The 25,376-nt window shown below is 66.1% G+C and carries 19 protein-coding genes; 8 read left to right on the top strand and 11 right to left on the bottom strand.

The window, feature by feature from the left end:
• Positions 1 to 5: 5 nt before the first annotated feature.
• From ccmE to QQL28_RS04695, 7 genes are all read left to right on the top strand, one after another.
• Positions 6 to 509 carry a cytochrome c maturation protein CcmE gene (gene ccmE, locus QQL28_RS04665; RefSeq protein ID WP_284261647.1) on the top strand — a complete coding sequence of 168 codons (504 nt, stop codon included), beginning with the start codon at positions 6 to 8 and terminating at the stop codon, positions 507 to 509.
• Positions 506 to 2,488, top strand: coding sequence for a heme lyase CcmF/NrfE family subunit (locus tag QQL28_RS04670; protein WP_284261649.1), 1,983 nt, complete (start codon positions 506 to 508; stop codon positions 2,486 to 2,488). The genes ccmE and QQL28_RS04670 overlap by 4 nt, the downstream gene beginning before the upstream one ends.
• 4 nt (positions 2,489 to 2,492) lie before the next feature.
• A complete protein-coding gene (locus QQL28_RS04675; RefSeq protein ID WP_284261652.1) occupies positions 2,493 to 2,972 on the top strand; it encodes a cytochrome c-type biogenesis protein in 480 nt (159 codons plus the stop codon).
• A 237-nt stretch (positions 2,973 to 3,209) separates the two neighbouring features.
• Entirely contained in the window at positions 3,210 to 4,787 is a 1,578-nt protein-coding gene (locus tag QQL28_RS04680; protein ID WP_284261653.1) for a Do family serine endopeptidase, read from the top strand.
• 274 nt (positions 4,788 to 5,061) lie between these two features.
• Positions 5,062 to 5,742, top strand: coding sequence for a response regulator transcription factor (locus QQL28_RS04685; RefSeq protein ID WP_284262472.1), 681 nt, complete (start codon positions 5,062 to 5,064; stop codon positions 5,740 to 5,742).
• Entirely contained in the window at positions 5,726 to 7,186 is a 1,461-nt protein-coding gene (locus QQL28_RS04690; RefSeq protein ID WP_284261655.1) for a sensor histidine kinase, read from the top strand. Before QQL28_RS04685 ends, QQL28_RS04690 begins: the two co-directional genes overlap by 17 nt.
• Positions 7,183 to 10,149 carry a bifunctional [glutamine synthetase] adenylyltransferase/[glutamine synthetase]-adenylyl-L-tyrosine phosphorylase gene (locus QQL28_RS04695; protein WP_284261656.1) on the top strand — a complete coding sequence of 989 codons (2,967 nt, stop codon included), beginning with the start codon at positions 7,183 to 7,185 and terminating at the stop codon, positions 10,147 to 10,149. Before QQL28_RS04690 ends, QQL28_RS04695 begins: the two co-directional genes overlap by 4 nt.
• On the opposite strand, the gene QQL28_RS04700 is transcribed toward QQL28_RS04695, so the two are convergent.
• From QQL28_RS04700 to QQL28_RS04720, 5 genes are read right to left on the bottom strand one after another with little or no spacing between them, the layout of a single operon-like run.
• Complete coding sequence (locus QQL28_RS04700) at positions 10,124 to 10,357, bottom strand: formate dehydrogenase subunit delta (RefSeq protein WP_284261658.1); 234 nt, start codon at positions 10,355 to 10,357, stop codon at positions 10,124 to 10,126. The genes QQL28_RS04695 and QQL28_RS04700 overlap by 26 nt on opposite strands.
• Positions 10,347 to 11,171 (bottom strand): formate dehydrogenase accessory sulfurtransferase FdhD, encoded by an 825-nt coding sequence (gene fdhD / locus QQL28_RS04705; protein ID WP_284261660.1) that lies wholly within the window; start codon positions 11,169 to 11,171, stop codon positions 10,347 to 10,349. Before fdhD ends, QQL28_RS04700 begins: the two co-directional genes overlap by 11 nt.
• 4 nt (positions 11,172 to 11,175) lie before the next feature.
• On the bottom strand, positions 11,176 to 14,049 hold the full coding sequence (gene fdhF, locus QQL28_RS04710; RefSeq protein ID WP_284261662.1) for a formate dehydrogenase subunit alpha: 2,874 nt from the start codon (positions 14,047 to 14,049) through the stop codon (positions 11,176 to 11,178).
• Positions 14,050 to 14,059: 10 nt separating this feature from the next.
• Positions 14,060 to 15,616, bottom strand: coding sequence for a formate dehydrogenase beta subunit (locus QQL28_RS04715; protein ID WP_284261664.1), 1,557 nt, complete (start codon positions 15,614 to 15,616; stop codon positions 14,060 to 14,062).
• Positions 15,613 to 16,089: a formate dehydrogenase subunit gamma gene (locus QQL28_RS04720; protein ID WP_284261666.1), complete on the bottom strand. Its 477-nt coding sequence runs from the start codon at positions 16,087 to 16,089 to the stop codon at positions 15,613 to 15,615. The genes QQL28_RS04715 and QQL28_RS04720 overlap by 4 nt, the downstream gene beginning before the upstream one ends.
• A gap of 230 nt (positions 16,090 to 16,319) precedes the next feature.
• Here QQL28_RS04720 and QQL28_RS04725 point away from each other — a divergent pair, with 230 nt between their 5' ends.
• Positions 16,320 to 17,213: a LysR family transcriptional regulator gene (locus QQL28_RS04725; protein ID WP_284261668.1), complete on the top strand. Its 894-nt coding sequence runs from the start codon at positions 16,320 to 16,322 to the stop codon at positions 17,211 to 17,213.
• Between the two features lie 6 nt (positions 17,214 to 17,219).
• Here QQL28_RS04725 and QQL28_RS04730 read toward each other — a convergent pair whose 3' ends face one another.
• The 6 genes from QQL28_RS04730 to QQL28_RS04755 form a co-directional block, all read right to left on the bottom strand.
• Positions 17,220 to 19,550 (bottom strand): PAS domain-containing sensor histidine kinase, encoded by a 2,331-nt coding sequence (locus tag QQL28_RS04730; RefSeq protein ID WP_284262474.1) that lies wholly within the window; start codon positions 19,548 to 19,550, stop codon positions 17,220 to 17,222.
• A 222-nt stretch (positions 19,551 to 19,772) separates the two neighbouring features.
• A complete protein-coding gene (locus QQL28_RS04735; protein WP_284261671.1) occupies positions 19,773 to 21,146 on the bottom strand; it encodes a cation-efflux pump in 1,374 nt (457 codons plus the stop codon).
• A gap of 109 nt (positions 21,147 to 21,255) precedes the next feature.
• The gene (locus QQL28_RS04740) at positions 21,256 to 22,251 is read right to left on the bottom strand and encodes an alpha/beta hydrolase family protein (RefSeq protein ID WP_284261673.1); all 996 of its coding nucleotides are present in this window, start codon (positions 22,249 to 22,251) and stop codon (positions 21,256 to 21,258) included.
• Positions 22,252 to 22,317: 66 nt separating this feature from the next.
• The gene (locus QQL28_RS04745) at positions 22,318 to 23,286 is read right to left on the bottom strand and encodes a zinc-binding dehydrogenase (RefSeq protein ID WP_284261675.1); all 969 of its coding nucleotides are present in this window, start codon (positions 23,284 to 23,286) and stop codon (positions 22,318 to 22,320) included.
• A 25-nt stretch (positions 23,287 to 23,311) separates the two neighbouring features.
• Positions 23,312 to 24,307, bottom strand: a complete 996-nt coding sequence (locus tag QQL28_RS04750) for an NAD(P)H-dependent flavin oxidoreductase (RefSeq protein ID WP_284261677.1) — start codon at positions 24,305 to 24,307, stop codon at positions 23,312 to 23,314.
• A gap of 342 nt (positions 24,308 to 24,649) precedes the next feature.
• Entirely contained in the window at positions 24,650 to 25,354 is a 705-nt protein-coding gene (locus QQL28_RS04755) for a GlsB/YeaQ/YmgE family stress response membrane protein (protein WP_284261679.1), read from the bottom strand.
• Positions 25,355 to 25,376 lie beyond the last annotated feature (22 nt).

Raw genomic sequence — 25,376 nt, forward strand, 5'->3', positions numbered from 1 at the left:
CAGCTATGACGCGCAAGCAGCGACGTATGACCATCATCGGCGGATCGCTCGCCGTGCTCGCGCTCGCCGCAGCACTGGTGCTGAACGCGCTGCGCGACTCCATCGTGTTCTTCTCGACCCCGACCATGGTCGCGGAGAAGCACATCGCACCGGGCAAGCGGTTTCGCCTCGGCGGCCTGGTGCAGCCGGGCTCGCTGCAGCGTGGCGACAATCTCGCCGTGACCTTCGAAGTTGCCGACGGGAGCGCCAAGCTGCCGGTCGCCTACAAGGGCATCCTGCCCGATCTGTTCCGCGAAGGGCAGGGCGTCGTCGCCGAAGGCGCGCTTGACGCCAGCGGCGTGTTCAAGGCCGACACCGTGCTCGCCAAGCATGACGAGACCTACATGCCCAAGGACGTCGCCGACGCGCTGAAGAAGCAGGGGCACTGGAAGGATGATTACGGCGCCAAGGGCAATGCGACGCCCGCGGCAACGACTGCGCAAGGCAATCCGCAGGGAGCCGTGCGGTGATCGCGGAATCCGGACACTACGCCCTGGTGCTGGCGCTTGCTCTCGCGCTGATCCAGTCCTTCGTGCCGCTGATCGGTGCGTGGCTGCGCGATCCCGCGCTGATGAACGTCGCGCGCTCTACGGCGCTGGCGCAAATGCTGTTTGTCGGCGCGTCTTTCGTCGCGCTGGTTGCCTTGCACGTCACCTCGGATTTCTCCGTCGCCAACGTCTACGAGAATTCCCACTCGATGAAGCCGCTGATCTACAAGATCACCGGCGTGTGGGGAAACCATGAAGGCTCGATGCTGCTCTGGGTGTCGATCCTGGCGCTGTTCGGCGGGCTCGTCGCCGCCTTCGGCAACAACCTGCCGCTATCGCTGCGCGCCCACGTGCTCGCCGTGCAGGCGTGGGTCGCGAGCGCCTTCTATCTCTTCATCCTGATCACCTCGAACCCGTTCCTGCGCATCGCCAATCCGCCGATCGAGGGACGCGACCTCAATCCGGTGCTCCAGGACATCGGCCTCGCCGTGCATCCGCCGATGCTCTATCTCGGCTATGTCGGCTTCTCGATCTCGTTCTCGTTTGCGATCGCGGCGCTGATTGAGGGCCGGATCGACGCGGCCTGGGCGCGTTGGGTACGGCCGTGGACGCTTGTCGCCTGGATCTTCCTGACGCTCGGCATCGCCATGGGCTCCTACTGGGCCTATTACGAGCTCGGCTGGGGCGGCTGGTGGTTCTGGGACCCGGTCGAGAACGCCTCGCTGATGCCGTGGCTCGCCGGCACTGCGCTATTGCATTCGGCGCTCGTGATGGAGAAGCGCAACGCGCTCAAGGTCTGGACCATCCTGCTGTCGATCCTGACCTTCTCGCTGTCGCTGCTCGGCACCTTCCTGGTGCGCTCGGGCGTGCTCACCTCCGTGCACGCTTTCGCCAGCGATCCGACGCGCGGCGTCTTCATCCTGCTGATCCTCTGCGTCTTCATCGGTGGCAGTCTCAGCCTCTACGCCGCTCGCGTGTCGTCGCTGAAGCAGGGCGGGCTGTTCGCGCCGATCTCGCGCGAGGGCGCGCTGGTGCTGAACAATCTCTTCCTCACCACGGCCTGCGCGACGGTTCTTGTAGGAACGCTCTATCCGCTCGGGCTGGAAGTCTTGACCGGCGAAAAGATCTCGGTCGGTGCGCCGTTCTTCAATCTCACCTTCGGGCCGCTGTTCGTGCCGCTGCTGATCGCCGTTCCCTTCGGTCCGATGCTGGCGTGGAAGCGTGGCGATCTGCTCGGCGCTGCGCAGCGACTGCTGGCCGCCGGCATCGTCGCGCTGCTGGCGCTGGCGCTGGTGTGGGCCTGGGCGCATGGCGGCAGCGCGCTGGCGCCTCCGGCCATCGCACTCGCGGTGTTTGTCATCCTCGGCTCGGTGACCGATCTCGTCGAACGCGTCGGCCTGTTCCGCGCCCCGTTCGGAACGGCGATGCGGCGCGCGCGCGGACTGCCGCGCTCGGTCTGGGGCACCGCCTTCGCGCATGCCGGCCTCGGCATCGCGCTGATCGGCATCGTCTGCGAGACCACCTGGAACAGCGAATATATCGGCACCATGAAGCCGGACGATGTTGCGCACGTCGCCGGCTATGAATTGAAGCTCGACGGATTGTTCCAGCGGCAGGGGCCGAATTTCCGCGAGATGATCGCGCGGTTCGAGGTCGGCCGCGACGGCGAGTCGCTCAGCGTCATGACGCCGTCGAAGCGGAGCTTCACCACGCGCGGCTCCTCGACCACCGAAGCCGCGCTCCTGACCCGCGGCGCGAGCCAGCTCTACATTTCGCTCGGTGACGTCACCAACGAAGGCGCGATCGCCGTGCGCATTTATCACAAGCCGCTTGTGCTCCTGATCTGGTGGGGACCGGTGCTGATGGCTTTCGGCGGCCTGCTGTCGCTGTCCGATCGGCGCCTTCGCGTCGGCGCGCCGAAGCCGGCGCGCGCGCAGCCGCGCTTGCAGCCGGCGGAGTGATCCGATGCGCCGGATGATCGCAGCGATCCTTGCGCTTGCACTTGTGGGGCTGCCGGCGGCCTATGCCGTGCAGCCCGACGAGATCATGGCGGACCCGGCGAAAGAGGCGCGGGCGCGCGACTTGTCGCGCGAGCTCCGCTGCATGGTCTGCCAGAACCAGTCGATCGACGACTCCGATGCCCCGCTCGCGCGCGACCTGCGCCTCTTGGTGCGCGAGCGGATCGCGGCCGGCGACAGCAATTCCCAGGTGATCGATTTCCTGGTGGCGCGCTATGGCGAGTTCGTCCTTTTGAAGCCGCGCTTCGAGCGACAGACCTTGCTGCTATGGCTGCTCACGCCGCTCGCACTGGGAGCGGGTGGTATCGCGCTTTGGCTCCAGATCCGGCGCCGTACGCGAGGGGGAGCAAATGTGACGCCGCCGCTCACCCCTGACGAGGAGGCGAAGCTCGCGGAACTCCTGTCCGACAGGGCGAAATCGGGTTAGGCGTTCCCAGGTCCCGCGGGGCCAAAAGGGAAGCGTCCGTGCCATTCGCGGAACCGGCTTAAGTTCCTGCGAAAACACGATTTTTGGCCTGCGCTAAACTGCCGCAGGTATTTGCGGCTTCATTACAAAAGTTTAACCCCGCCGCCAGCGCGCTGTAAGGCGCAAATCCCCATCTTCAGGCCGTAAGGCGTTGCCCAAGCAGCGCCAAAAGGAATTCAAGGCCCTGGAGATCCCTGCATGACTGACCGTCCCGACCTTTCGTCCCTCCCGTCGTACCGGCAGCCCCGCCGGTCCCTGCTCGTTGCCCGCAAACTCGCGCTGATGGCCTCCGTGGTCGCTGGCCTCGGCGTTGCCGTCTATGGCTTCAGCCCGTCGACGTCGCCGTCCGACCTGTTCTCGAGCCCGGCGCATGCGCAGGTCAACACGGAGGTCCGCAAGGTCGAACGTCCGATCGGATTTGCCGACATCGTCGAGCGGGTCAAACCCTCGGTGATCTCGGTCAAGGTCAACATCAAGGAGAAGGCCGCGAGCAACGATGACGGCGACGATTCGCCGTTCCAGCCGGGCTCGCCGATGGAGCGCTTCTTCCGCCGCTTTGGCGGGCAGGACGGCATCCCGGGCCTGCGCGGACCGCGCGGCGGCGGGCGTGCCGTGACCGGCCAGGGCTCGGGCTTCTTCATCTCGGCCGACGGCTTTGCCGTGACCAACAACCACGTGGTCGACGGCGCCGACAAGGTCGAGGTCACGACCGACGACGGCAAGACCTACAACGCCAAGGTGATCGGCACCGATCAGCGCACCGACCTCGCCTTGATCAAGGTCGAGGGCGGCTCCAACTTCCCGTTCGCAAAGCTGTCCGACGGCAAGCCGCGGATCGGCGACTGGGTGCTGGCGGTCGGCAATCCCTTCGGCCTCGGTGGCACCGTGACTGCCGGCATCGTCTCGGCCAGCGGCCGCGACATCGGCAATGGTCCGTATGACGATTTCATCCAGATCGATGCGCCCGTGAACAAGGGCAACTCCGGCGGTCCGGCCTTCAACACCGACGGCGAGGTGATGGGCGTCAACACCGCGATCTACTCGCCCTCCGGCGGCAGCGTCGGCATCGCGTTCTCGATTCCGGCCGCGACGGTGAAGAGCGTGGTGGCCCAGCTCAAGGACAAGGGCTCGGTCGCCCGCGGCTGGATCGGCGTGCAGATCCAGCCCGTTACCTCCGACATCGCCGACAGCCTCGGCATGAAGAAGGCCGAAGGTGCGCTGGTGGCGGAGCCGCAGGCCAACGGTCCGGCGGCGAAGGCTGGCATCGAGTCCGGCGACGTCATCACCGCGGTCAACGGCGAGTCCGTCAAGGACGCCCGTGAGCTCGCTCGCACCATCGGCGGCATGGCGCCCGGTGCGACCGTGAAGCTCAACGTGCTGCATAAGGGCCAGGACAAGGTCTTGAACCTCACCCTCGGCCAGTTGCCGAACACGGTCGAGGCCAAGGCCGACACCGACAACGACAACAGCAAGGCGCCCACCCGCGGCACCGACGTGCCGAAGCTCGGCATGACGGTTGCTCCGGCCAACAGCGTAGCCGGCGCCGGCAAGGACGGCGTCGTGGTCACCGAGGTCGATCCGAAGAGCGCCGCGGCCGAGCGCGGCTTCAAGGAAGGCGACGTGATTCTCGAGGTCGCCGGCAAGAGCGTGAGCACCGCCGGCGACGTGCGTGACGCGATCAACGCGGCGCGCACCGACAACAAGAACAGCGTCCTGATGCGCGTGAAGAGCGGCGGCCAGTCGCGCTTCGTCGCAATCCCCCTCGCCAAGGGCTGAGGATCAGGAGGCCTTAAGAGATGAAGGGAGCCGTCGGCATTAGTCGCCCCCGCCGCGGGCCCCCTTCCGGGGAGCGGAGCAACACCGCTTCCCCACCCTACCTTCCGGTGGAATACGCCCCCCTCCGTCGGAAGGGCCTAAGGGCGGTGAGGTCCCCCAGCTTCACCGCCCGCTCTTTTCCCGTCGTGAGAATCTCCCGCTCCGCTTGCATGCGATTGCCGACCGCGCCATGTTGACAGAAGGGCTGACCTCCTTGACCGCCGCCGACCGCACGATGCGCCTCCTCATCATCGAAGACGACCGCGAATCCGCCGATTATCTCGTCAAGGCGTTTCGCGAAGTCGGTCATATCGCCGACCACGCCTCTGACGGCGAGGAAGGCCTCGCCATGGCCGAGAGCGGCGATTACGACGTGCTGGTGGTCGACCGCATGCTGCCCAAGCGCGACGGCCTGTCGTTGATCGGCGTCTTGCGCGAAAAGGACGATTCGACGCCGGTGCTGATTCTCTCCGCGCTCGGCCAGGTCGACGACCGCATCAAGGGCCTGCGTGCCGGCGGCGACGACTATCTGCCGAAACCTTACTCGTTCGCCGAGCTGCTGGCGCGCGTCGAGGTGCTGTCGCGCCGTCGTGGTGGCCCGGCCGAGGACACGGTCTATCGCGTCGGCGATCTCGAGCTCGACCGGCTCTCCCACCGCGTCGCGCGCGGCAAGGACGAGCTGACGCTCCAGCCGCGCGAATTCCGGCTGCTCGAATATCTGATGAAGCATGCAGGCCAGGTGGTGACGCGCACCATGCTGCTGGAGAACGTCTGGGACTATCATTTCGATCCGCAAACCAACGTGATCGACGTGCACATCTCGCGGCTGCGCTCCAAGATCGACAAGGGCTTCGATCGGCCGCTGCTGCACACGATCCGCGGCGCCGGGTACATGATCCGTGACGGCATTCGGTAAGCTGATCCGCACCACGGCGTTCCGGCTGACGCTGGTCTATCTGTTCTTGTTCGCGATCTTCGCGGCGTCGCTGCTCGGCTATTTCGCCTGGAATACGCGGCGGCTGATCACCGAAGAGATCACGCAGACGGTCAATGCCGAGACCTCGGAGATCAGCGAGATCTACGGCCGCCGTGGCTTGCGCGGCCTCGTGCTCGCGATCGAGTACCGGGCGCTGCGGCCGGGCGCCAACCTCTACCTCGTGACCACGCCGACCGGGCAGGCGATCGCCGGCAATGTCGGCTCGCTCGCGCCCGGCGTGATGGCGACGCGCGGCTGGTCGGAGACCGCCTACCGGCGGATCGAGGATGCCGATGACCGAGATCACCGTGCGCTGGTGCGCGTCACCGAACTCGAGAACGGCTTCCGCCTCCTGATCGGCCGCGACCTCGCCGAGCGACGGCGGCTGTTCGGCATCGTCGCCAAGGCGGCGCAATGGTCGGTCCTGATCGTCGTGGTGCTCGGCCTCGGCGGCGGCATCTTCGTGGCGCGCAGGGTGCTGAGGCGTATCGACGCGATGACCGGCACCGCCCAGCGCATCATGGCCGGCGATCTCAGCGGGCGCCTGCCGGTGGGGCGCAGCGGCGACGAGCTCGACCGTCTCGCCGAAAACCTCAATGCCATGCTGGAGCGGATCGAGGCCCTGATGGCGGGGCTGAAGGAAGTCTCCGACAACATCGCCCACGATCTCAAGACGCCGCTGACGCGCCTGCGCAACCGCGCCGAGGAGGCGCTGGCGAAATCGGGCTGCGAGGCCGATTACCGCGCCGCGCTGGAGCGGACCATCGAGGAATCCGACGGGTTGATCCGCACCTTCAATGCGTTGTTGATGATCGCCCGCGCCGAGTCCGGCCAGGCGCGCGGCAACATGGATGATTTCGACGCGTCCGACGTCGCCAGCGGCATCCACGAGCTCTACGAGCCGCTCGCCGAGGACGACGGCATGACGTTGAAGGTGAAGGCCGAGCCGGCGCCGGTCCATGGCAACCGCGAACTGATCAGCCAGGCGCTCGCCAACCTCGTCGAGAACGCGATCAAATACGGCAAGCCGGTTGCGCAGTCCGCGGGAACCGTGGTCAGCATGGACAGCCGACAGATCCTCATCGAGGCCGGGCGCGAGGGCGATCACGTGCTGCTCAGCGTCACCGACCGCGGTCCCGGAATTCCGGAAGGCGATCGCAAGCACGCCGTGGAGCGTTTCGTGCGGCTCGAGGCGAGCCGGACGCTCCCGGGCTCGGGCCTCGGCCTCAGCCTCGCTGCCGCGGTTGCAACGCTGCATGGCGGTGAGCTGAAGCTGGGCGATGCCCATCCCGGTCTCATCGCGACGCTGGTCCTGCCCGTTCGCGCTGGCGGCAGCGACAGGGTTGCTCCCCCAATGCCGGATGTGCCACAGAAGGTGGCATGAATCTCTCCGCGCCGGGAAACGCGGACAAGCATGATGGGAGCCTCGCCGCACGCGTCGCGGAAGGCCCTCATGTTGCCGCTTCCGTCACCGCCGAACAACGTCTGGAGACCTGGCTCGCCGAGCTCGAGCCGCAGCAGGCGGCTGCGATCGCGGCGCTGCTCGATCGTCCCTTCGTTCGTCCGATCCTGGCCGGCATCGCGGAATTCTCGCCCTATCTGTTCGACCTGATCCGCAGCGATCCGGCGCGACTGATCCGGCTGCTCGCATGCGATCCCGATGCACATCTGGCGGCTCTGATCGACGACAGCAGGCACGCCGTGCTCGCCGCGTCCGACGAAGCAGAGGTGATGCGGCTGCTTCGCCGCCTGAAATCGGAGGCGGCGCTGCTGATCGCGCTCTGCGACATCGGCGGCATCTGGCCGGTCATGCGGGTGACGGCGGCATTGACCGACGTCGCGGTGTCCTCGGTCCAGATGGCGCTCCGGTTCCTGCTGCGGCAGGACGCCGCACGCGGCAAGCTCTCACCGCGCGATCCGGAAGCTCCGGAAGAAGGCTGCGGCCTGATCGTGCTGGCGATGGGCAAGATGGGCGCGGGCGAGCTGAACTATTCCAGCGACATCGACCTGATCGTGTTCTTCGATCCCGACGCGACAACGCTTGCGCCCGACATCGAGCCGCAGCCCTTCTTCGTGCGGGTAACGCAGGGGCTCGCGCGCCTGCTGCAACAGCGCACCTATGACGGCTACGTGTTCCGCGTCGATCTGCGGCTGCGTCCCGATCCGTCCTCGACGCAAGTCGCGATCTCGCGCGACGCGGCGCTGCATTACTACGAGCGGGAAGGGCGCACCTGGGAGCGCGCGGCCATGATCAAGGCCCGCGCCTGTGCCGGGGACCTCCTTGCAGGCGAAGCGCTGCTCGCCGACATCGCGCCGTTCGTCTGGCGCAAGCATCTCGACTTCGCCGCGCTCGCCGATGTCCACGACATGAAGCGGCAGATGCAGACCTATCGCGGCCAGAGTGAGGTCGCGGTCGAAGGCCACAACGTGAAGGTCGGCCGTGGCGGCATCCGCGAGATCGAGTTCTTCGCCCAGACCCAGCAATTGATCGCCGGGGGACGCCATCCGGCATTGCGCGTGCGGCCGACGCTCACAGCTCTCGACGTGCTTGCCGACAGCAACTGGATCACCTTTCAGGCGCGCGACGAGCTGACCGCCGCCTACCACTTCCTGCGCCGGGTCGAGCATCGCCTCCAGATGATCGCCGATGAACAGACCCACGCGCTGCCTGACGACAAGGAGGCCGTGGAGCGTCTTGCCTGGTTCCTCGGCTATGAGAGCCGCGAAGCCTTTGCGCGCGACCTGCTGCGCCAGCTCGCGATCGTCCAGGGCCACTACGAAAAGCTGTTCGAGGGCGATCCGACCGGAACGGCCAAGTTGCCGGCGATCGACTATGGTGCCGGCCCCGACGACCCGCGCCTCTTGCAGCAGCTGATGACGCTCGGCTTCAAGAAGCCCGCCACTGTCGCACAGACCGTGCGCGACTGGATCACCGGCGACTACCGCGTGTTCCGTAACAAGGCGACCCGCGGCGCCTTCGTCGAATTCGTGCCGGCCCTGATCGACGGCCTTGCCCATGCCGAGGAGCCGGACCGCGCGGTCGCAGCGTTCGATCATTTCCTGCAAGCCTTGCAGCGCGGCGGGCGGCTGATCACGCTGCTCAGCCAGAACCGCGATCTCGTTGCCCTCGTTGCGCTGGTGTTGGGCGCCGCTCCCCGGCTCGGCGAGATGCTGGCGCGGCAGCCGCAATTGATGGACGGCCTGATCGATCCGCGCTTCTTCGGCGCCATGCCTGACAGGCAGGAGTTGTCAGCGCGGCTTGCGGCCACGGTGCAAGATGCGGATTCCTACGAGGAATTCCTCGACCGCCTGCGCCTGTTCGGGCAGGAGAGCCTGTTCCTGATCGGCACGCGCATCCTCTCGGGCACGGTCTCCGCACAGCAGGCGAGCACCGCCTTCGCAGACGTCGCGGAGGGCATCGTGCACACCGTGCATGGACTGGTCGCAGATCGCTTTGCCGCCCAGCATGGCCGGATCAAGGGGCAGGAGACCGCGATCATCGCGATGGGCCGGCTCGGCAGCCGCGAGATGACGGCGTCGTCCGATCTCGACCTGATCCTGCTCTATGATTTCGATGCGGACGATCCGGATTCAGACGGTCCAAAGTCGCTCCAGGGCGCGCATTATTTCGCGCGCTTCACCCAGCGCCTGATCAGCGCCTTCACGACGCGGACCAATTACGGCGTGCTCTACGATATCGATATGCGGCTGCGTCCGTCAGGCCGCGCAGGCCCGGTGGCTTCCAGCATCGCCTCCTTCGCCGATTATCAGGCGCACGAGGCCTGGACGTGGGAGCACATGGCGCTGACGCGTGCCCGCGTCGTGTCGGCTTCGCCGCAATTCCGTGCGCGGATCGAGACCGTCATCCGCGAGGTGCTGACGCGGCGACGCGATCCCGTCACGATCGCCAACGACGTTGCCGACATGCGGCGCGCGATTGCGCAGGAGAAGGGCGAGACCGACTATTGGGACCTCAAATATGCCGCCGGCGGCATGGTCGATATCGACTTCATCGCGCAATATCTCCAGCTCGTCCACGCGCATGACAAGCCGGAGATCCTCGACGTCTCGACCATGCAGGTGCTGGAGAACGCTGCCAGGCTCGGCGTGCTCGCGCAGTCGGAGACCGAGTGCCTGCGCGCGGCCGCGCGGCTCTACCACGACCTGACCCAGATCCTGCGCCTCTGCGTCAGCGACCGTTTCAAGCCCGAGACCGCCGGTGTCGACCTTCAGGGCGTGATGGAGCGGGCAGGCGACGCGCCGGACTTCTCATCGCTCGAAGCCCGCGTGAAGGAGACCCAGAGCGAGGTGCGGCGCGTGTTCAAGGCGTTGTTGGAAGGGCAGTAGCCTGCTTCAGCGACGCGATGGCCTCGCGAACGTTCGGCTCCATCCCTGCGCCGCCGGCGTCGAGATGTGCGAAGATCGCGCGCTTCATCCGGGGATCCCAGAACTTCTTGATGTGCTCGGCGATCCCCGGCACGGCCTTGTCTTGGCCCTGGCTCTGGAAGAATTTGCCGATCTGGTTGGCCATGTAGATCAGGCGGTCAGGCGACATCGGCAACCTCCGTGGCACGACAGGCCACGCGGCCGCCATGCGTAAACACTTCAAATCCGTCCTGCCGGGCGATCGCAACCAGCGTGATGCCGGCGGCTTCCGCGGTGCGCACGGCGAGCGCGGTGGGCGCGGAGACCGCAACCATCACCGGCGCGCCGATCGCGGCCGCCTTCTGCACCATCTCCACCGAGACGCGGCTGGTCAGCAGCACGATGCCGCCGCTCGCATCCGTACGGCTGCGCGCCAGCGCGCCGGCCAGCTTGTCGAGCGCGTTGTGGCGGCCGACATCCTCGCGCAGCGCGACGATGCCGCGGGCAGGGGACCAGAACGCGGCTGCATGCACGGCGCGGGTCTGCATGTTGATTGCTTGCAGGGGAGCAATGCCCTGCATCGCCGTCATGATTTTGTCCGGCGTGAAGGTCTGCCCCTGCGGCACGACCGCTGCAGGGCGCACGGCCTCGGCAATCGATTCGATGCCGCAGATGCCGCAGCCCGTGGGCCCGGCGATATGGCGCCGACGCTCGCTCATGCGTCCGGCATCTTCCGAGGCCAGCCACATCCGCAACTCAATGCCGTCATCGAGGCGAACCACCTCGAGCGACTGGATGTCGTCGGCGGATTTGACGATGCCTTCGCTGAGGCTGAAGCCCACGGCGAAGTCTTCGAGATTCTGCGGCGTCCCCATCATGACGGCATAGGTGCCGCCATTATAGGTCAGCGCGATCGGCGTCTCCTCCGGGATCAGCCGTGTCCCGTCGGAGGCCACCCCGTCGCGCCAGCTCTCCCGATCAATCGCCTGGACCGCCACGTGCATCGGCTTACTCCGCAGCTTCCGCGGGCGCGATGCGACGGGAATGCCGCGCCTGCGCGTCGTAGGCCTTCTGCCAGTCGGACGGGCCGTTGGACGGCGAGACCTGCACCGCGGTGACCTTGTATTCCGGACAGTTGGTTGCCCAGTCCGAATAGTCGGTCGTGATGACGTTGGCCTGCGTGTCCGGATGGTGGAAGGTGGTGTAGACCACGCCCGGCGCGACGCGGTCGGTGATCTCCGCGCGCAGCGTGGTCTCGCCGGCGCGGCTCTTCAGCCGCACCCAATCGCCGTCGCGTACGCCGCGCTGCTCGGCGTCGTGCGGATGGATCTCGAGCCGGTCTTCCGCGTGCCAGACCACGTTGTCGGTACGGCGGGTCTGCGCGCCGACATTGTACTGGCTGAGGATGCGTCCGGTGGTGAGCAGCAGCGGATAGCGCGGGCCGGTGCGCTCGTCGGTCGCGACATACTCGGTGACGACGAACTTGCCCTTGCCGCGGACGAAGCCGTCGATATGCATCACCGGCGTGCCCTCGGGCGCCTTCTCGTTGCAGGGCCACTGCACCGAGCCGAGCTCGTCGAGCTTGGCGTAGGAGACGCCGGCAAAAGTCGGCGTCAGCGCCGCGATCTCGTCCATGATCTCGGACGGGTGCTTGTAGTTCATCTCGAAGCCCATCGCCTTCGCAAGCCCGATGGTGACCTCCCAATCCGCAAGGCCGTTCTTCGGCGTCATCACCTTGCGTACGCGCTGGATGCGCCGCTCCGCGTTGGTGAAGGTGCCGTCCTTCTCGAGGAAGCTCGAGCCGGGCAGGAAGACATGCGCGTAGTTGGCGGTCTCGTTGAGGAAGAGGTCGTGGACGATGACGCATTCCATCGCCGAAAGCGCCGCCACCACGTGCGACGTGTTCGGATCGGACTGCAGGATATCCTCGCCCTGCACGTAGATCCCCATGAACGTGCCTTCGACCGCAGCATCGAACATGTTGGGAATGCGCAGGCCCGGCTCGGGATTGAGCTTGACGTTCCACAGCGCCTCGAACTGGTCACGCACCGCATCGCCGGAGATGTGGCGATAGCCGGGCAGCTCGTGCGGGAACGAGCCCATGTCGCAGGAGCCCTGCACGTTGTTCTGGCCGCGCAGCGGGTTCACGCCGACGCCGGGCCGGCCGATATTGCCGGTCGCCATCGCGAGGTTGGCGATCGCGATCACCGTGGTCGAGCCCTGGCTGTGCTCGGTGACGCCGAGCCCGTAATAGATCGCGCCATTGCCGCCGGTGGCGTAGGTGCGGGCTGCCTCGCGCAGCGCCTTGGGATCGACGCCGGTCAGGATCGCGGTCGCTTCCGGGCTGTTGTTCGGCTGCGCGACGAACGTCGCCCATTCCTCGAACTCGTTCCAGTCGCAGCGCTCGCGCACGAAGGCTTCGTTGACGAGGCCCTCGGTGACGATGACATGGGCCAGCGCCGTCATGACGGCGACGTTGGTGCCGGGCATCAGCGGCAGGTGCAGCGCCTTCACATGCGGCGATTCCACCATCTCGGTGCGGCGCGGATCGATCACGATCAGTTTTGCGCCCTGCCGCAGCCGCTTCTTGAGGCGGGAGGCGAACACGGGGTGGGCGGAGGCCGGGTTGGCGCCGATGACGACGACGACATCGGTATCTTCGACCGAGTCGAAGTCCTGCGTGCCGGCCGAGGTGCCGAAGGTGGTGGCAAGGCCATAGCCGGTCGGCGAATGGCAGACGCGGGCGCAGGTGTCGACATTGTTGTTGCCGAAGCCGGCGCGGATCAGCTTCTGCACCAGATAGGTCTCTTCATTGGTGCAGCGGGACGAGGTGATGCCGCCGATCGCGTCGCGGCCGTACTTCGTCTGGATACCGCGCATCTTGGCCGCGGCAAACGAGAACGCTTCGTCCCACGACACCTCGCGCCAGGGATCCTCGATCCGCTCGCGGATCATCGGGTTGAGGATGCGCTCCTTGTGGTTGGTGTAGCCCCAGGCAAAACGGCCCTTGACGCAGGAATGGCCGCGATTGGCCTTGCCGTCCTTGTACGGCACCATACGCACGACTTCCTCGCCGCGCATCTCGGCCTTGAAGGCGCAGCCGACGCCGCAATAGGCGCAGGTGGTGACGACGGAGTGCTCGGGCTGCCCGATCTCGATCACGGATTTTTCGGTCAGCGTCGCGGTCGGGCAGGCCTGCACGCAGGCGCCGCAGGAGACGCATTCGGAGCCGAGGAAGCTTTCGCTCATGCCGGGCGAGACGCGGCTGTCGAAGCCGCGCCCCGAGATGGTCAGCGCGAAGGTGCCTTGCACCTCCTCACAGGCGCGGACGCAGCGCGAGCAGACAATGCACTTGGAGGGATCGTAGGTGAAGTACGGATTGGACTCGTCCTTCGGCATCCAATGGTCGTTGGTGCAGCCGTCCGTCTTGGCGAAGACGTGGTTCTCGCCCTCATAGCCGTAGCGCACGTCGCGCAGGCCTACCGCACCGGCCATGTCCTGCAATTCGCAATCGCCGTTGGCACCGCAGGTGAGACAGTCGAGCGGATGGTCGGAGATGTAGAGCTCCATCACGCCCTTGCGCAGCTTCTTCAGCCGCTCGGTCTGGGTGTGCACGACGAGGCCGGGCATCACGGGCGTGGTGCAGGAGGCCGGCGTTCCGGCGCGGCCCTCGATCTCGACGAGGCAGAGGCGGCAGGAGCCGAAGGCATCCACCATGTCGGTCGCGCAGAGCTTCGGGATCTGGTGGCCGGCGTCCATCGCGGCACGCATGATGGAGGTGCCCTCGGGCACCGTGACCTGGTTGCCGTCGATGGTCAGCGTCACCATCGTTTCCGATTTCGAGCGCGGCGTGCCGAAGTCGATTTCTTCGATCAGAGACATCGTTGCTCTCCTATTCCGCAGCCTGAAGCCTGGCCGGTGCCGGGACGAAATCCTCCCGGAAATGCTTCAATGCGCTGAGCACCGGGTAGGGCGTGAAGCCGCCGAGCGCGCAGAGCGAGCCGAATTTCATGGTGTTGCAGAGGTCTTCCACGAGCGCGAGGTTCTCGCTCACGCGCTCGCCACTGATGATCTTCTCGATGGTCTCGACGCCGCGGGTCGAGCCGATCCGGCACGGGGTGCATTTGCCACAGGACTCGATGGCGCAGAACTCCATCGCGAAGCGCGCCTGCTTGCGCATGTCGACGCTGTCGTCGAACACGACGATGCCGCCATGGCCGATCAGGCCATCCCGTGCGGCAAAGGCTTCGTAGTCGAATGGCGTGTCGAACAGCGCGCGGGGGAAGTAGGCGCCGAGCGGACCGCCGACCTGCACAGCGCGGACTGGGCGGCCCGTAAAGGTGCCGCCGCCGATGTCGTCGACGAGTTCGCCGAGCGTCACGCCGAACGCGGTTTCGAACAACCCGCCATGGCGGATGTTGCCGGCGAGCTGGATCGGCATCGTGCCACGCGAGCGGCCCATGCCGAAATCCGCATAGGCCTTGGCGCCTTCGGCAAGGATGAAGGGGGCGGCTGCGAACGACAGCACGTTGTTGATGACGGTCGGCTTGCCGAACAGGCCGTGATGCGCCGGCAGCGGGGGCTTTGCGCGCACGATGCCGCGTCGGCCTTCAAGGCTCTCCAGCAGCGAGGTCTCTTCGCCGCAGACATAGGCGCCGGCACCGACGCGCACCTCGAGGTCGAAGCTTTGCGTGGAGCCGCCGATATTGGTGCCGAGATAGCCGCCGCGCTGTGCCGCCGCAATCGCCGCGTTCATCGCCTCGACGGCGTGCGGATATTCGCTGCGGATGTAGATGTAACCTTTGGTGGCGCCGACCGTGATCGCGGCGATCGTCATGCCCTCGATGACCAGGAAGGGATCGCCTTCCATGATCATGCGGTCGGCAAAGGTGCCGCTGTCGCCTTCGTCGGCGTTGCAGACGATGAATTTGCGGTCCGCCTTGGCCTGCGAAACGGTCTTCCACTTGATGCCGGTCGGAAAGCCCGCGCCGCCGCGGCCGCGCAGGCCGGACGATGTGACCTCGGTGAGGATTGCATCTGCGCCGAGCGACAGCGCACGCTCCAGGCCCTTGTAGCCGCCATGGGCGCGATAGTCATCGAGCGAACGCGGATCGATCACGCCGCAGCGGGCGAAGGTGAGGCGGGTCTGGCGCTTCAGCCAGGGAATCTCGTCTGCGATGCCAAGCCGCAGGGGATGCTGTCCGTTGCCCGCCATGGAGTCGAACACGGAGGAGACATCTTCTGGGCTGACCGGTCCGTAAGCGACACGACCCTTGAGGGTTGCCACCTCGACCATCGGCTCCAGCCAACACAGCCCGCGTGAGCCGGTCCTGATGATCTCGACTGGAAGGCCGCGCTTCTGGGCGACCTGCTCGAGCGCCGCGGCCACATCATCGGCACCGACAGCGACGGCAGCCGCATCGCGGGGAACGAATATCCGCATTTTCATCGCTGCGCCTCCGCAACCAGCGCATCGAGGCGCTTGTCATCGAGCCGGCCGACGAGGCGGCCATCGAGCATCGCGGACGGGGCAGTCGCGCAGAGGCCGAGGCAGTAGATCGGCTCCAGCGTGACGCGATCGTCGGCGGTGGTGCTGCCCATCGATACGCCGAGCTTCGCCTCGGCGCGCGCTGCAAGCGCATCGCCGCCGGCCGCCTGGCAGGCTTCCGCGCGGCAGAGTTTCAGGACGTGGCGGCCGGCCGGCTTATGGCGGAAATCGTGGTAGAAGGTGAAGACGCCATGAACCTCGGCGCGCGACAAATTGAGCGCCTGCGCGACCATCGGAATCGCAGCCTCCGGGACATAGCCGAAGGCCTCTTGCAGGGCATGGAGGATGACCAGCGTTGCGCCCTCCTGTCCGGCATGTTCGGCGATGATCTCAGCGCCGCGCGTTTCGTCCCAAGGTTCGTGAATCCCCGTCATTCTTTATTCTCAATCAGAGGGTGACCGTCCCTCGTATGAGTATTTGGAATCATTCAAGAATCAATAAAGCAGTCTCATGCTGCGATCGGGAATACACATCGATAGATCGCTGCAATTGGGTGATAGGAAAACCGAATGATTGTTCCTGCCGCGGCCCGTTTTCGCATGTTGGAGGGGGGGGCTGGCCGTGATAGTTTGCATGCCAAGACAGAATCCCGGGGGAATAGCGGTTGCTCGACAAGCTTGAACTTCTGCTCGCGCTCGCCAAGGAGCGGCATTTCGGACGCGCGGCGGAGGCGTGCGGCGTCACCCAGCCGACCATGTCGACCGGGCTGAAGCAGCTCGAGGAGATCCTCGGCGTCATGCTGGTCCAGCGCGGCTCGCGCTTCCAGGGGTTTACGCCGGAGGGCGAGCGGGCGCTCGATTGGGCCCGGCGCATCGTTGGCGATGCCCGTGCCATGCGCGACGAGATCAACGGGCTGAAGCACAAGCTCTCCGGCGAGATCCGCATCGCGGCGATCCCGACCGCGCTCGGCATGGTAGCCTCGCTCACGACGCCGTTCCGGGCCAAGCATCCGGAGGTGCGTTTCCGCATCCAGTCGACCACGTCGTCCGAGGTGCTGGGACTGCTCGAAAATCTCGAGGTCGATGCCGGGCTGACCTATATCGAGAACGAGCCGATCGGCAAGGTCCGCACTATTCCGCTCTATAACGAGAGCTATCGCCTCCTGACCGCGCCGGACGCGATGTTCGGCGACCGCGAGACCGTGACCTGGGCGGAGGTCGGCAAGGTGCCGCTGTGCCTCCTGACGCCGGACATGCAGAACCGCCGCATCATCGACCGCGCGCTGCGCTCGGTGAATGCCGAGGCGACACCGACGCTGACGTCGAACTCGCTGCTGGTGCTGTTTACCCATGTGAAGACCGGGCGCTGGGCGAGCGTGATGCCGGCGAAGCTTGCCGAGACGCTCGGTCTTGCCGATACCGTCCGCTCGATCCCGATCATCGATCCCGAGGTCAACTACAGCATTGGCCTGGTGATCCCGCAGCGCGACCCGATGACGCCGCTGATCGCCGCGCTCGTCAACGTCGCGCGCGAGGTGGCGCCGACGCTGCAATCCTGATCAGGGTCACGCGGCCGCCGGGATCTTGGGGGCGGCCTTGCTGGCGTTGCGCGGCAGCGTCACCCGCACGATGGTGCCGACGTCGATCTTCGAGCGCAGCCGCATCGTGCCGCCGTGCAGTTGCGTGAGCGAGCGGGCGATCGCAAGTCCCAGGCCCGAGCCGTGATAGGTCTTGGTGAGCTGGCTCTCGACCTGCTCGAAGGGCCGGCCGAGCCGCGCCAGCGAATGCGCGGCGATGCCGATGCCGGTGTCGGCGATCATCAGCACGACCTTGTCCTCGAGCTGCCGGCTGCGCACCACGATGCGACCGCCGTCGGGCGTGAACTTCACGGCGTTGGACAGGAGGTTGACGATGATCTGCTTGGTGGCGCGGCGGTCGGCGACGACCGAGATGATGTTTTCGATGTCGGCATCGAGCGTCAGGTTCTTGTCTTCGGCACGGCCCGAGACGACCCGCAAGGATTCCGCGAGCGTGCGCGACAGGTCGAGCTCCTCCATGTCGAGCTTCATGCGGCCGGCCTCGATCTTGGACATGTCGAGGATGTCGTTGATGACCTCCAGCAGATAGTGACCGCTGGTGAGGATGTCCTGGCAATATTCCTGGTACTTCTCGCTGCCGAGCTCGCCGAACATGCCGCTTCCCATGACCTCGGAGAAGCCGATGATCGCGTTCAAGGGCGTGCGCAGCTCGTGGCTCATATTGGCGAGGAATTTCGACTTGGTCTGGTTGGCCTCCTCGGCGCGGGTCTTTTCGCGCTGGTATTTTTCGGCGAGGTCGGCGAGCTCGTTGGTCTGGCGCTCCAGCGCCGCCTGCGAGCGCTTCAGGTCGATGACGGTGGCGCGCAGGCGCAGATCGTTGTCGACGAGCTTCTGCTCGTGCTCCTTGATGCGCGTGATGTCGGTGCCGACCGAGACGTAGCCGCCGTCCTTGGTGCGGCGCTCGCTGATGTGCAGCCAGCTGCCGTCGTCGAGCTGCGCCTCGAAGGTGCGGGCGCCCGGACCTTGATTGGCGGTCTCGTTGTGGCGGGTGCGCACCTCCGGCATGCGGCCGACCTCGAGCACGGTCTCGTAGGAGGTGCCGGGGATGACGGCCGAGTCCGGCAGCCTGTGCAGGCGCTGGAAGTGCGAGTTGCAGAGCACCAGACGGTCGCTGTTGTCCCACAGCACGAAGGCTTCCGGGATGGTCTCGATGGCGTCGCGCAGCCGCAGGTCGGCTTCCACCGTCTTCTCGGCAAGGCTCTTCTGCTCGGTGATGTCGACCGCGATGCCGATCAGATGCATGGCGGAATCGCCGGTGGCGCGCGTGCGCTCGCAGCGCACGCGGAGCCAGATCCAGTGGCCGTCGACATGCTGCATGCGGAAACTCTGGTCGATGTGGTCGATCTGGCCCGAGATCAGCTGGTCAGCGATCGCGAACAGGTCGATGTCGTCCGACTTCACCAGCGCATTGACCTCGCCGAAGGTAAGGAGTTCGTTGCGGCCGTCGAGGCCCAGCATCGAGAACATCGACTGCGACCAGAAGATCTTGCCGCGCGAAAGATCCCAGTCCCACAGGCCGCAGCGACCGCGGTTGAGCGCGGTGTCAATCCGGCCGCGCACGGCGTCGTTGATCAGGTCGCCCTCGCGGGCGCGGGTCGACTGCCAGTGGAAGGCGAAGCCGAGAATCAGGACGACGAAGCCGGTGGTCGCCGACAGCGTCACCGAGAGCGCGGCATCCGAGCCCCAGATCGGCTCGTTGCGCTCCTGGATCACGGTAACCTGACCGGGCAGCGACTTGATCGGCCGCGAGGTCGCCAGCGCGCTGTTGCCGCTGGGCAGCGTGAGATCGGAGACGTCGTTCTGTTGCGGCGGTGTCGCCACCAGCTGCGCGGTGGTGATCGCATCGAGCAGGCGGTCGTTGCCGGCCGGGTCGGTGTCCACGGGAATGCGTGCGAGGATGCGGCGGTCGGTGCCGACGGAAGTGACAATGACGTGGCGACCCGAGGCCGTGCCCCAGGAGGGAATGAGCTCGGGCAACAGCGTCGGCAGACGCTCGATGTTCTTCTGCCGGTCGATGCGCACCGAGGCGAGGCGATCGATGCGCTCGGCGAGCAGGTCGGCGAGCGCCTCAATGTCGTGCTTGATCACCATGCGCTTCTGCCGAGTCTGGTCGACGACCTGGACGAAGGCGCCGAGACAGATGGTGATGAGGAAGGCGATGATGAGCGTAGGCACAGCGCGCCGGAGCGCCGGCTCGGCGATCAGGAGCCGGTGGTAGGCCGGTTTCGCGATCGATTGCGCCAATCCCTTGATCGAATCGGATTGGACGCACGCGCTCGCGGCGTCTGCGCGCGGCATGCCTTCGGCCCCCAGGAGATAGTTCTGCACCACAATTCGGAATGAAGCCCCCGCTCGCTTCCGAATCACAGCGATTTGAATCCAGTTTTCGCGGGCTGTCGAGAGTCAACGAATCGTTAACGCGAAATAATTCTTATCCAATGGAGAGTTTGCGGAGCAAGCGTCCGCAATATTAGCTGCGCGGTGAGTCCGAAACGGGAACGTGTGACTCTTCGTGATCAGTCACGCGCGCGGCGGCTCGGCGTGACTGATCACGCGTTTCACGCTTGGGAAGGCACGACGCAGCGCGCGCTCGATCTCGTCGACATGCTCATGCACCTTGATCACGCTCATCGACGGTGTGGCGCGGCAATGGAAGTTGACGATCTCGCCGGCATCGGTGTTGCGCACGCGGACATTATGGATGTCGTGGATCTCGCCGCCCGCGGCGAAGCCGGAGAGCGCGGCTGCAATAGCCTGCACCCGTTCCGCCGGCGCGTCGACGCCGAACGGTAACTCGGGCTCGAGCGGCTCGATATGGACGTCGACCTCCACGTCCTCGCCGAATTCCTCCTGGATGTTGCGCTCCAGCGTATTGGCGACGTCATGGGCGGCGGTCAGCGGCATCTCGGCATCGACCTCGAGGTCGATGCCGACGATCAGCTTGGCGCCGAGGTCGTGCACGGTGACGTGATGGATGGCAAGGCCCGAATTGCGCGCGATCACCATGATGCGGTCGCGCACGGTTTCGTTGTCGCGCGCGACGGGGACCGCGGTGAAGGTGAGGTCGGCGTCGCCGAACGCCTTGGCGACGGCGGCTTGCGCGTTGCGCTTGATGTCCTCGACGCGATCGATCGGATAGGTCCGTGGCACTTTTGCGATGGTGTCGATGAAATAGGTCGCGCCGACCATGCGCACGCGCAGGCGCTCGACGTCGAGCACGCCGGGCACGCTTTTGATCACGGCCGTGGCCTGCTCCAGCGCGCCCTCCGGCGCGCGGTCGACCAGCGTGTGGACCGTGGAGCCGGCCATGCGCAGGCCGAGCAGCGCGATCATCACGGCGACGGCAGCGGCCGCCGCGGCGTCGCCCCACCAGAAGCCGAAGGCGGCGAGGATGAGGCCGGCGATGACGGCAAACGAGCCCAACACGTCGGAGGCGAAATGCAGCGCGTCGGCCGCGAGCGCCTGGCTCCGCGTCTCCCGCGCGGCGCGGTGCAGCGCCCGCGCCCGCCAGAGATTGACGACGATGTCGATCACCAGCACGACGAAGGGCACGGCCGAGATGGTCGGCGGCGGGGTGCCCTCGCGGATCCGGCTATAGGCCTCGACCAGGATGCCGCCGGCCAGCACGTAGAGCAGGGCGGTGACACCGAGCGCCGAGATGCTCTCAAGCTTGCCATGGCCGTAATGATGCTCGTCGTCCGCAGGCTTGTCGGATACCCGCACCACCGCCCAGGTGATGATGGTCGCGACCAGGTCGATCGAGGAATGCAGCGCCTCCGAGATCAGCGCCAGCGAGCCGATCGCGATCCCGACCACGAATTTGGCCGCCGCCATGCCGCCGCTGGCGAAGATCGAGATCGCGGCGACCGAGGTTTTGCTGTGCTGTGCTGTCATGGCCGGGGATTTAGCAGCCCGTCACGTAACATCAAGCCGCGGTCCACAGGTGTAGTCGCGACTGATTTGCAGGAGCGATTTGTTGCGAATGCTTCCGAGTTTCGAGTGCTTATTGCTTCTGCCCTGCGTTCAGATGCTTGCGGAAAAACGCGATTATCTCGGCGTGGAACGTCTGGTGGAAGGCAGCTCGATCGAAGCCGGGTGGGTCGGTGCAGATTCTCGGTGCATCCTGCGCGAGTTTCGGCGAGCACAGCGCCAGGAACGCGAAGTGGTTTGCATTGGCGACGAAGTGCCACTCGGGCTGCGACGGCAGCCTGTCCCTGATCGTGGCCGCGCAGCATCCGGAGACGCCGTCGGCCTGATGCGAGGGATCCGAGCTCCATAATTGAATGGGGACGCTCACGGCCGACAGATGATCCGCAGGCAGCAGAAACTCCGGCCAGGGATCGACGATGACCGCAGCCTTGACGCGTGAATCGTGCGCGGGAGCGTCCATGGGAAGCTCGCCACTGTCGAGCTGCGCGCAGACGGGCAGGGGCCGCAGGTCCGTTCGCGCGCAGCGCGGCTGGCCTTTGCGGAAATCCGGATCGCCGCCGATGACGACCAGGCCGGTATAGCCGCCCACCGAGAAGCCAAACAGACCGATACGATGATCGTCGATACGACTGGCATCCGGCCAGTCACCAAGCATGAAATCGACCAGACGCTTGATGTCGCCGGAGCGACCCGCCAGCACCTCGAGGCTGTCGGTGCCGTCGTGATAGCGCTCGTTGTCGTTGGGGTGAGCGACAGCCGCGACGACGAAGCCGGCATCGGCCAGCGCCGCCGCGGTGTCGTGATGGCCGCCGAACCATCCCGTCCGTCCGTGCGACATGACGATGAGCGGAAGCTTGTTGCCGGAGAGTGGGCAGTCCTTCACACCGGACAGGGCAACATCGTCGCTACGCGCGTCTTGCACCGACGTCGCGCAGGGATACCAGACGGCCCCCGCGATCCACGGGCCCGCCGCGCTCGCGTCGATCTTGATCCGCCTCACGCCGGCGGCATCCGTCGCACAGGCCGCAAAGAGTAGGATCAACGCAACGGCAAACTTGAACCCATGCATGGCAGTGCCCCGGCTGGATAGCTGGTGCCGACAAATATTGGAAAGGCGGCTTTTGAGCGGCGACCCTTACAGCGTCACGACGATCTTGCCGAGATGCTTGTTGGCCTCCATGTGCGCGAAGGCCTCGTCGATGTCGTCGAAGGCAAACACCTTGTCGATCGGCAGCTGCAGCTTGCGCGCTTCCACCGCACTCCAGATGTCCTTGCGAACCTCCTCAAAAATCTCGCGGATCTCCTCGATGGTACGGGTGCGGAAGGTGACGCCGACATAGTCGATGCGACGCGCCGCGTGCAGGTCGAAATTGAAGTCGGCATGGGTGCCGCCGAGCCGGCCGACATTGACGATGCGGCCCTTCACCCTGGTGGCGGCAAGGTTCTGGCTTGCGACCTTGCCGGAGACCTGGTCGACGATGAGGTCGACGCCTTCGCCGCCGGTCGCCTTCAACACCTGGTCGACCCAGCCGGGGTCGGAAGAGTCGATCGCGAGATCGGCGCCGTAGTCGGTGAGCCGGCTGCGACGATGGGCATCCGTCGACGAACCGATCACGAGCTTTGCGCCCTTGAGCTTGGCGATCTGCATCGCCATCAGCCCGACGCCGGAGCTTGCGCCCTGGATCAGGACGGATTGGCCCGGCTGGATCCCGCCGACGGTGACGACGGCGTTGTGCATGGTCGCGAGCGCGACGGGCAGGGTGGCGGCTTCCTCGAAGTTCATGTTCGAGGGCGTGCGGAACAGGCGGCCGTGATCGGCGAGCGTGTACTCCGCAAACGCCGCGGCGCCCGAGCCCATGATGCGGTCGCCGACCTTCACGCCCTGCGCGTCGGGCCCGAGGGCTGCGACCTCACCGGCCCATTCCATGCCGAGGACGGTGCCGACCCCGCCGGCCGCGCCATGGACGTGGCCCTTGCGCATGCCGGTATCGGCGCGGTTGAGCGCGCAGGCGCGGACGCGGACCAGCACCTGCGTGCCCTTGGGCGTCGGTTGAGCAACGTCGGAAATCGCAGCTCCCTCAGGGGCGTAGACGTAAGCCTTCATGAATTGCTCTCGTTTCTTGCAGTGATTATTCCGCAGCTTGCGCCGCCGGTTGAACGATCATGCCTTCGAGCCGGCTCCTGATGATGGCTTCCGCCTCGCGCACGATGCGGGAGATGAGCTCGGCGCAGCTCGGGATGTCCTGGATCAGGCCCTGCACCTGGCCGGCCGACCAGATGCCTTCGTCCGAATTGCCTGACGCATAGACCATCTTGCCGCGGGCGCCCGCCACCAGCTCGCGAATGTCCTCGAACTTGGCGCCTTCCTTCTCCATGGCGACGACCTTGGTGGAAATCGCGTTTCTGGCCACGCGCGAGGTGTTGCGCATGGTGCGGAAGATCAGCTCGGTCTCGCGCTCGTCATTGGCGACGATCTTGTCCTTGATGAGCTGGTGGATTGGGCTCTCCTTGGTCGCCATGAAGCGGGTGCCCATGTTGATGCCATCGGCCCCGAGCGCCAGCGCCGCCACGAGGCCCCGCGCGTCGGCAAAGCCGCCCGAGGCGATCATCGGGATCTTGACCTTGTTGGCGGCCGCCGGGATCAGGATCAGGCCCGGCGTGTCGTCCTCGCCGGGATGACCGGCGCACTCAAAGCCGTCGATCGAGATGGCGTCGACGCCCATCCGCTCCGCGGAGAGGGCATGTCGGACGCTGGTGCATTTGTGCACGACCTTGACGCCGTGCCTTTTGAATTCGTCGACGTGCTCCTGCGGCTTGTTGCCGGCGGTCTCGACCACCTTGATGCCGGCCTCGATGATCGCGGCGCGATATTCGGCGTAGGGCGGCGGCTTGATCGCGGGCAGGATGGTGAGGTTGACGCCGAACGGCTTGTCGGTCTGCTCACGGCAGCGCGCGATCTCCTTGGTCAGGTCCTCCGGCGTCGGCTGGGTCAGCGCCGTGATGAAGCCGAGCGCGCCGGCATTCGCCACCGCCGCCACCAGCCCGGCGCGTCCGACCCATTGCATGCCGCCCTGGACGATCGGATGCTCGACGCCGACCAGCTCCGTGAAACGTGTCTTCAGCATGAGTGCCCTCTGTTTCCTCGGGCGCGTGACGGCCCTGTTATCGATTGATTTCGGCGGCAGGATGCCGCCCGGTCCGGCAAAAGTCTATTCGCAGGGCGTGCGGCCAGGGCAGGGCGATCATGCGAGAGGCTGAGGGATGATTCCGTGCGCCGGATAATCTTGGTCATGCGGCAGGACGACGCTACAACCTACGCTGTCATGCCCCGCCACCGGGTCTCGCCTTCGGCGAGCCCGATGACAGGCTCAGGCGGGGCATCCAGTGCGCGGCGACTTCTCAGTATTCGGCGCTGTCTCTGGAATACTGGATCGCCCGCCTTCGCGGGCGATGACCCGGAAGCACCTTCACCTGTCGGCGGTGAGACGAAAATTCATCTCGATCTTCGCAGGCCCCCCGCCGATTCCGGAGCGCCAGGGCGAATAACCCGGCGTGGGATCGGGATCGCGCGCCAGATCGAGCCGCCAGGTCTCGGTCGGCGTGTCGGGGAGGGTCAGGCTGACCTCGCGCCGGCTCGTCTTGTACGACAGCGCGGCGCTCGCGAGGATGACCTGGCGGTCGCCGTCATGGCCGTGCCAGAGCTCGCCGACGGTGACAGGTGCGTAGCCGTGACCTTCGTCGACGTAGATCTGCACGTCGGCCTTGTCGGGCGGCAAGGCCATGCCGGCCGGCAGGCGGAATTGCAGTTCGAGCGTCATGAAGCCGTGCGTGAGGTAGGGCGAGCGGATCAGCTCGTACCAGCCCCAATAGGCGAGGCCCGCGATGATCGTCACGACAGTCACGGCAAAGGGGTACGAGATGCGTGTCCGGTGCACCGCGTCTGCCGTCTCGGCCGGCGCTACGCTCTCGCGAACGAGGCCGAACCTCGTGAACAACCAGACGCCGACGACGAACCCGATAATGCCGCCGAAAGGGCCGATGTTGAAGAACGCCCCCATGGCGATGCCGCCGTCGCGGTCCGGCCCGGCGAGCATGATCACCAGCGCGGCAAGGCCGGACCAGCCGGCGAGCGCGCCGATGAGACCGGAGAGGAGGCCGAGGATGACAGACATGGAGCGTGGTGCGACAACGTGC

It is taken from the genome of Bradyrhizobium iriomotense (genome assembly GCF_030160715.1).
GTDB lineage: Bacteria > Pseudomonadota > Alphaproteobacteria > Rhizobiales > Xanthobacteraceae > Bradyrhizobium > Bradyrhizobium iriomotense.

Bases quoted from the DNA above. Each gene is read 5' to 3' on its own strand.
- QQL28_RS04675 (WP_284261652.1), top strand. From the start codon at position 2,493: ATGCGCCGGATGATCGCAGCGATCCTTGCGCTTGCACTTGTGGGGCTG.
- QQL28_RS04740 (WP_284261673.1), bottom strand. From the start codon at position 22,251: ATGCATGGGTTCAAGTTTGCCGTTGCGTTGATCCTACTCTTTGCGGCC.
- QQL28_RS04730 (WP_284262474.1), bottom strand. From the start codon at position 19,550: ATGCCGCGCGCAGACGCCGCGAGCGCGTGCGTCCAATCCGATTCGATC.
- fdhF (WP_284261662.1), bottom strand. From the start codon at position 14,049: ATGTCTCTGATCGAAGAAATCGACTTCGGCACGCCGCGCTCGAAATCG.
- QQL28_RS04715 (WP_284261664.1), bottom strand. From the start codon at position 15,616: ATGAAAATGCGGATATTCGTTCCCCGCGATGCGGCTGCCGTCGCTGTC.
- QQL28_RS04750 (WP_284261677.1), bottom strand. From the start codon at position 24,307: ATGCTGAAGACACGTTTCACGGAGCTGGTCGGCGTCGAGCATCCGATC.
- fdhD (WP_284261660.1), bottom strand. From the start codon at position 11,171: ATGCACGTGGCGGTCCAGGCGATTGATCGGGAGAGCTGGCGCGACGGG.
- QQL28_RS04735 (WP_284261671.1), bottom strand. From the start codon at position 21,146: ATGACAGCACAGCACAGCAAAACCTCGGTCGCCGCGATCTCGATCTTC.
- QQL28_RS04755 (WP_284261679.1), bottom strand. From the start codon at position 25,354: ATGTCTGTCATCCTCGGCCTCCTCTCCGGTCTCATCGGCGCGCTCGCC.
- QQL28_RS04680 (WP_284261653.1), top strand. From the start codon at position 3,210: ATGACTGACCGTCCCGACCTTTCGTCCCTCCCGTCGTACCGGCAGCCC.
- ccmE (WP_284261647.1), top strand. From the start codon at position 6: ATGACGCGCAAGCAGCGACGTATGACCATCATCGGCGGATCGCTCGCC.
- QQL28_RS04720 (WP_284261666.1), bottom strand. From the start codon at position 16,089: ATGACGGGGATTCACGAACCTTGGGACGAAACGCGCGGCGCTGAGATC.
- QQL28_RS04700 (WP_284261658.1), bottom strand. From the start codon at position 10,357: ATGTCGCCTGACCGCCTGATCTACATGGCCAACCAGATCGGCAAATTC.
- QQL28_RS04745 (WP_284261675.1), bottom strand. From the start codon at position 23,286: ATGAAGGCTTACGTCTACGCCCCTGAGGGAGCTGCGATTTCCGACGTT.
- QQL28_RS04685 (WP_284262472.1), top strand. From the start codon at position 5,062: ATGCGCCTCCTCATCATCGAAGACGACCGCGAATCCGCCGATTATCTC.
- QQL28_RS04695 (WP_284261656.1), top strand. From the start codon at position 7,183: ATGAATCTCTCCGCGCCGGGAAACGCGGACAAGCATGATGGGAGCCTC.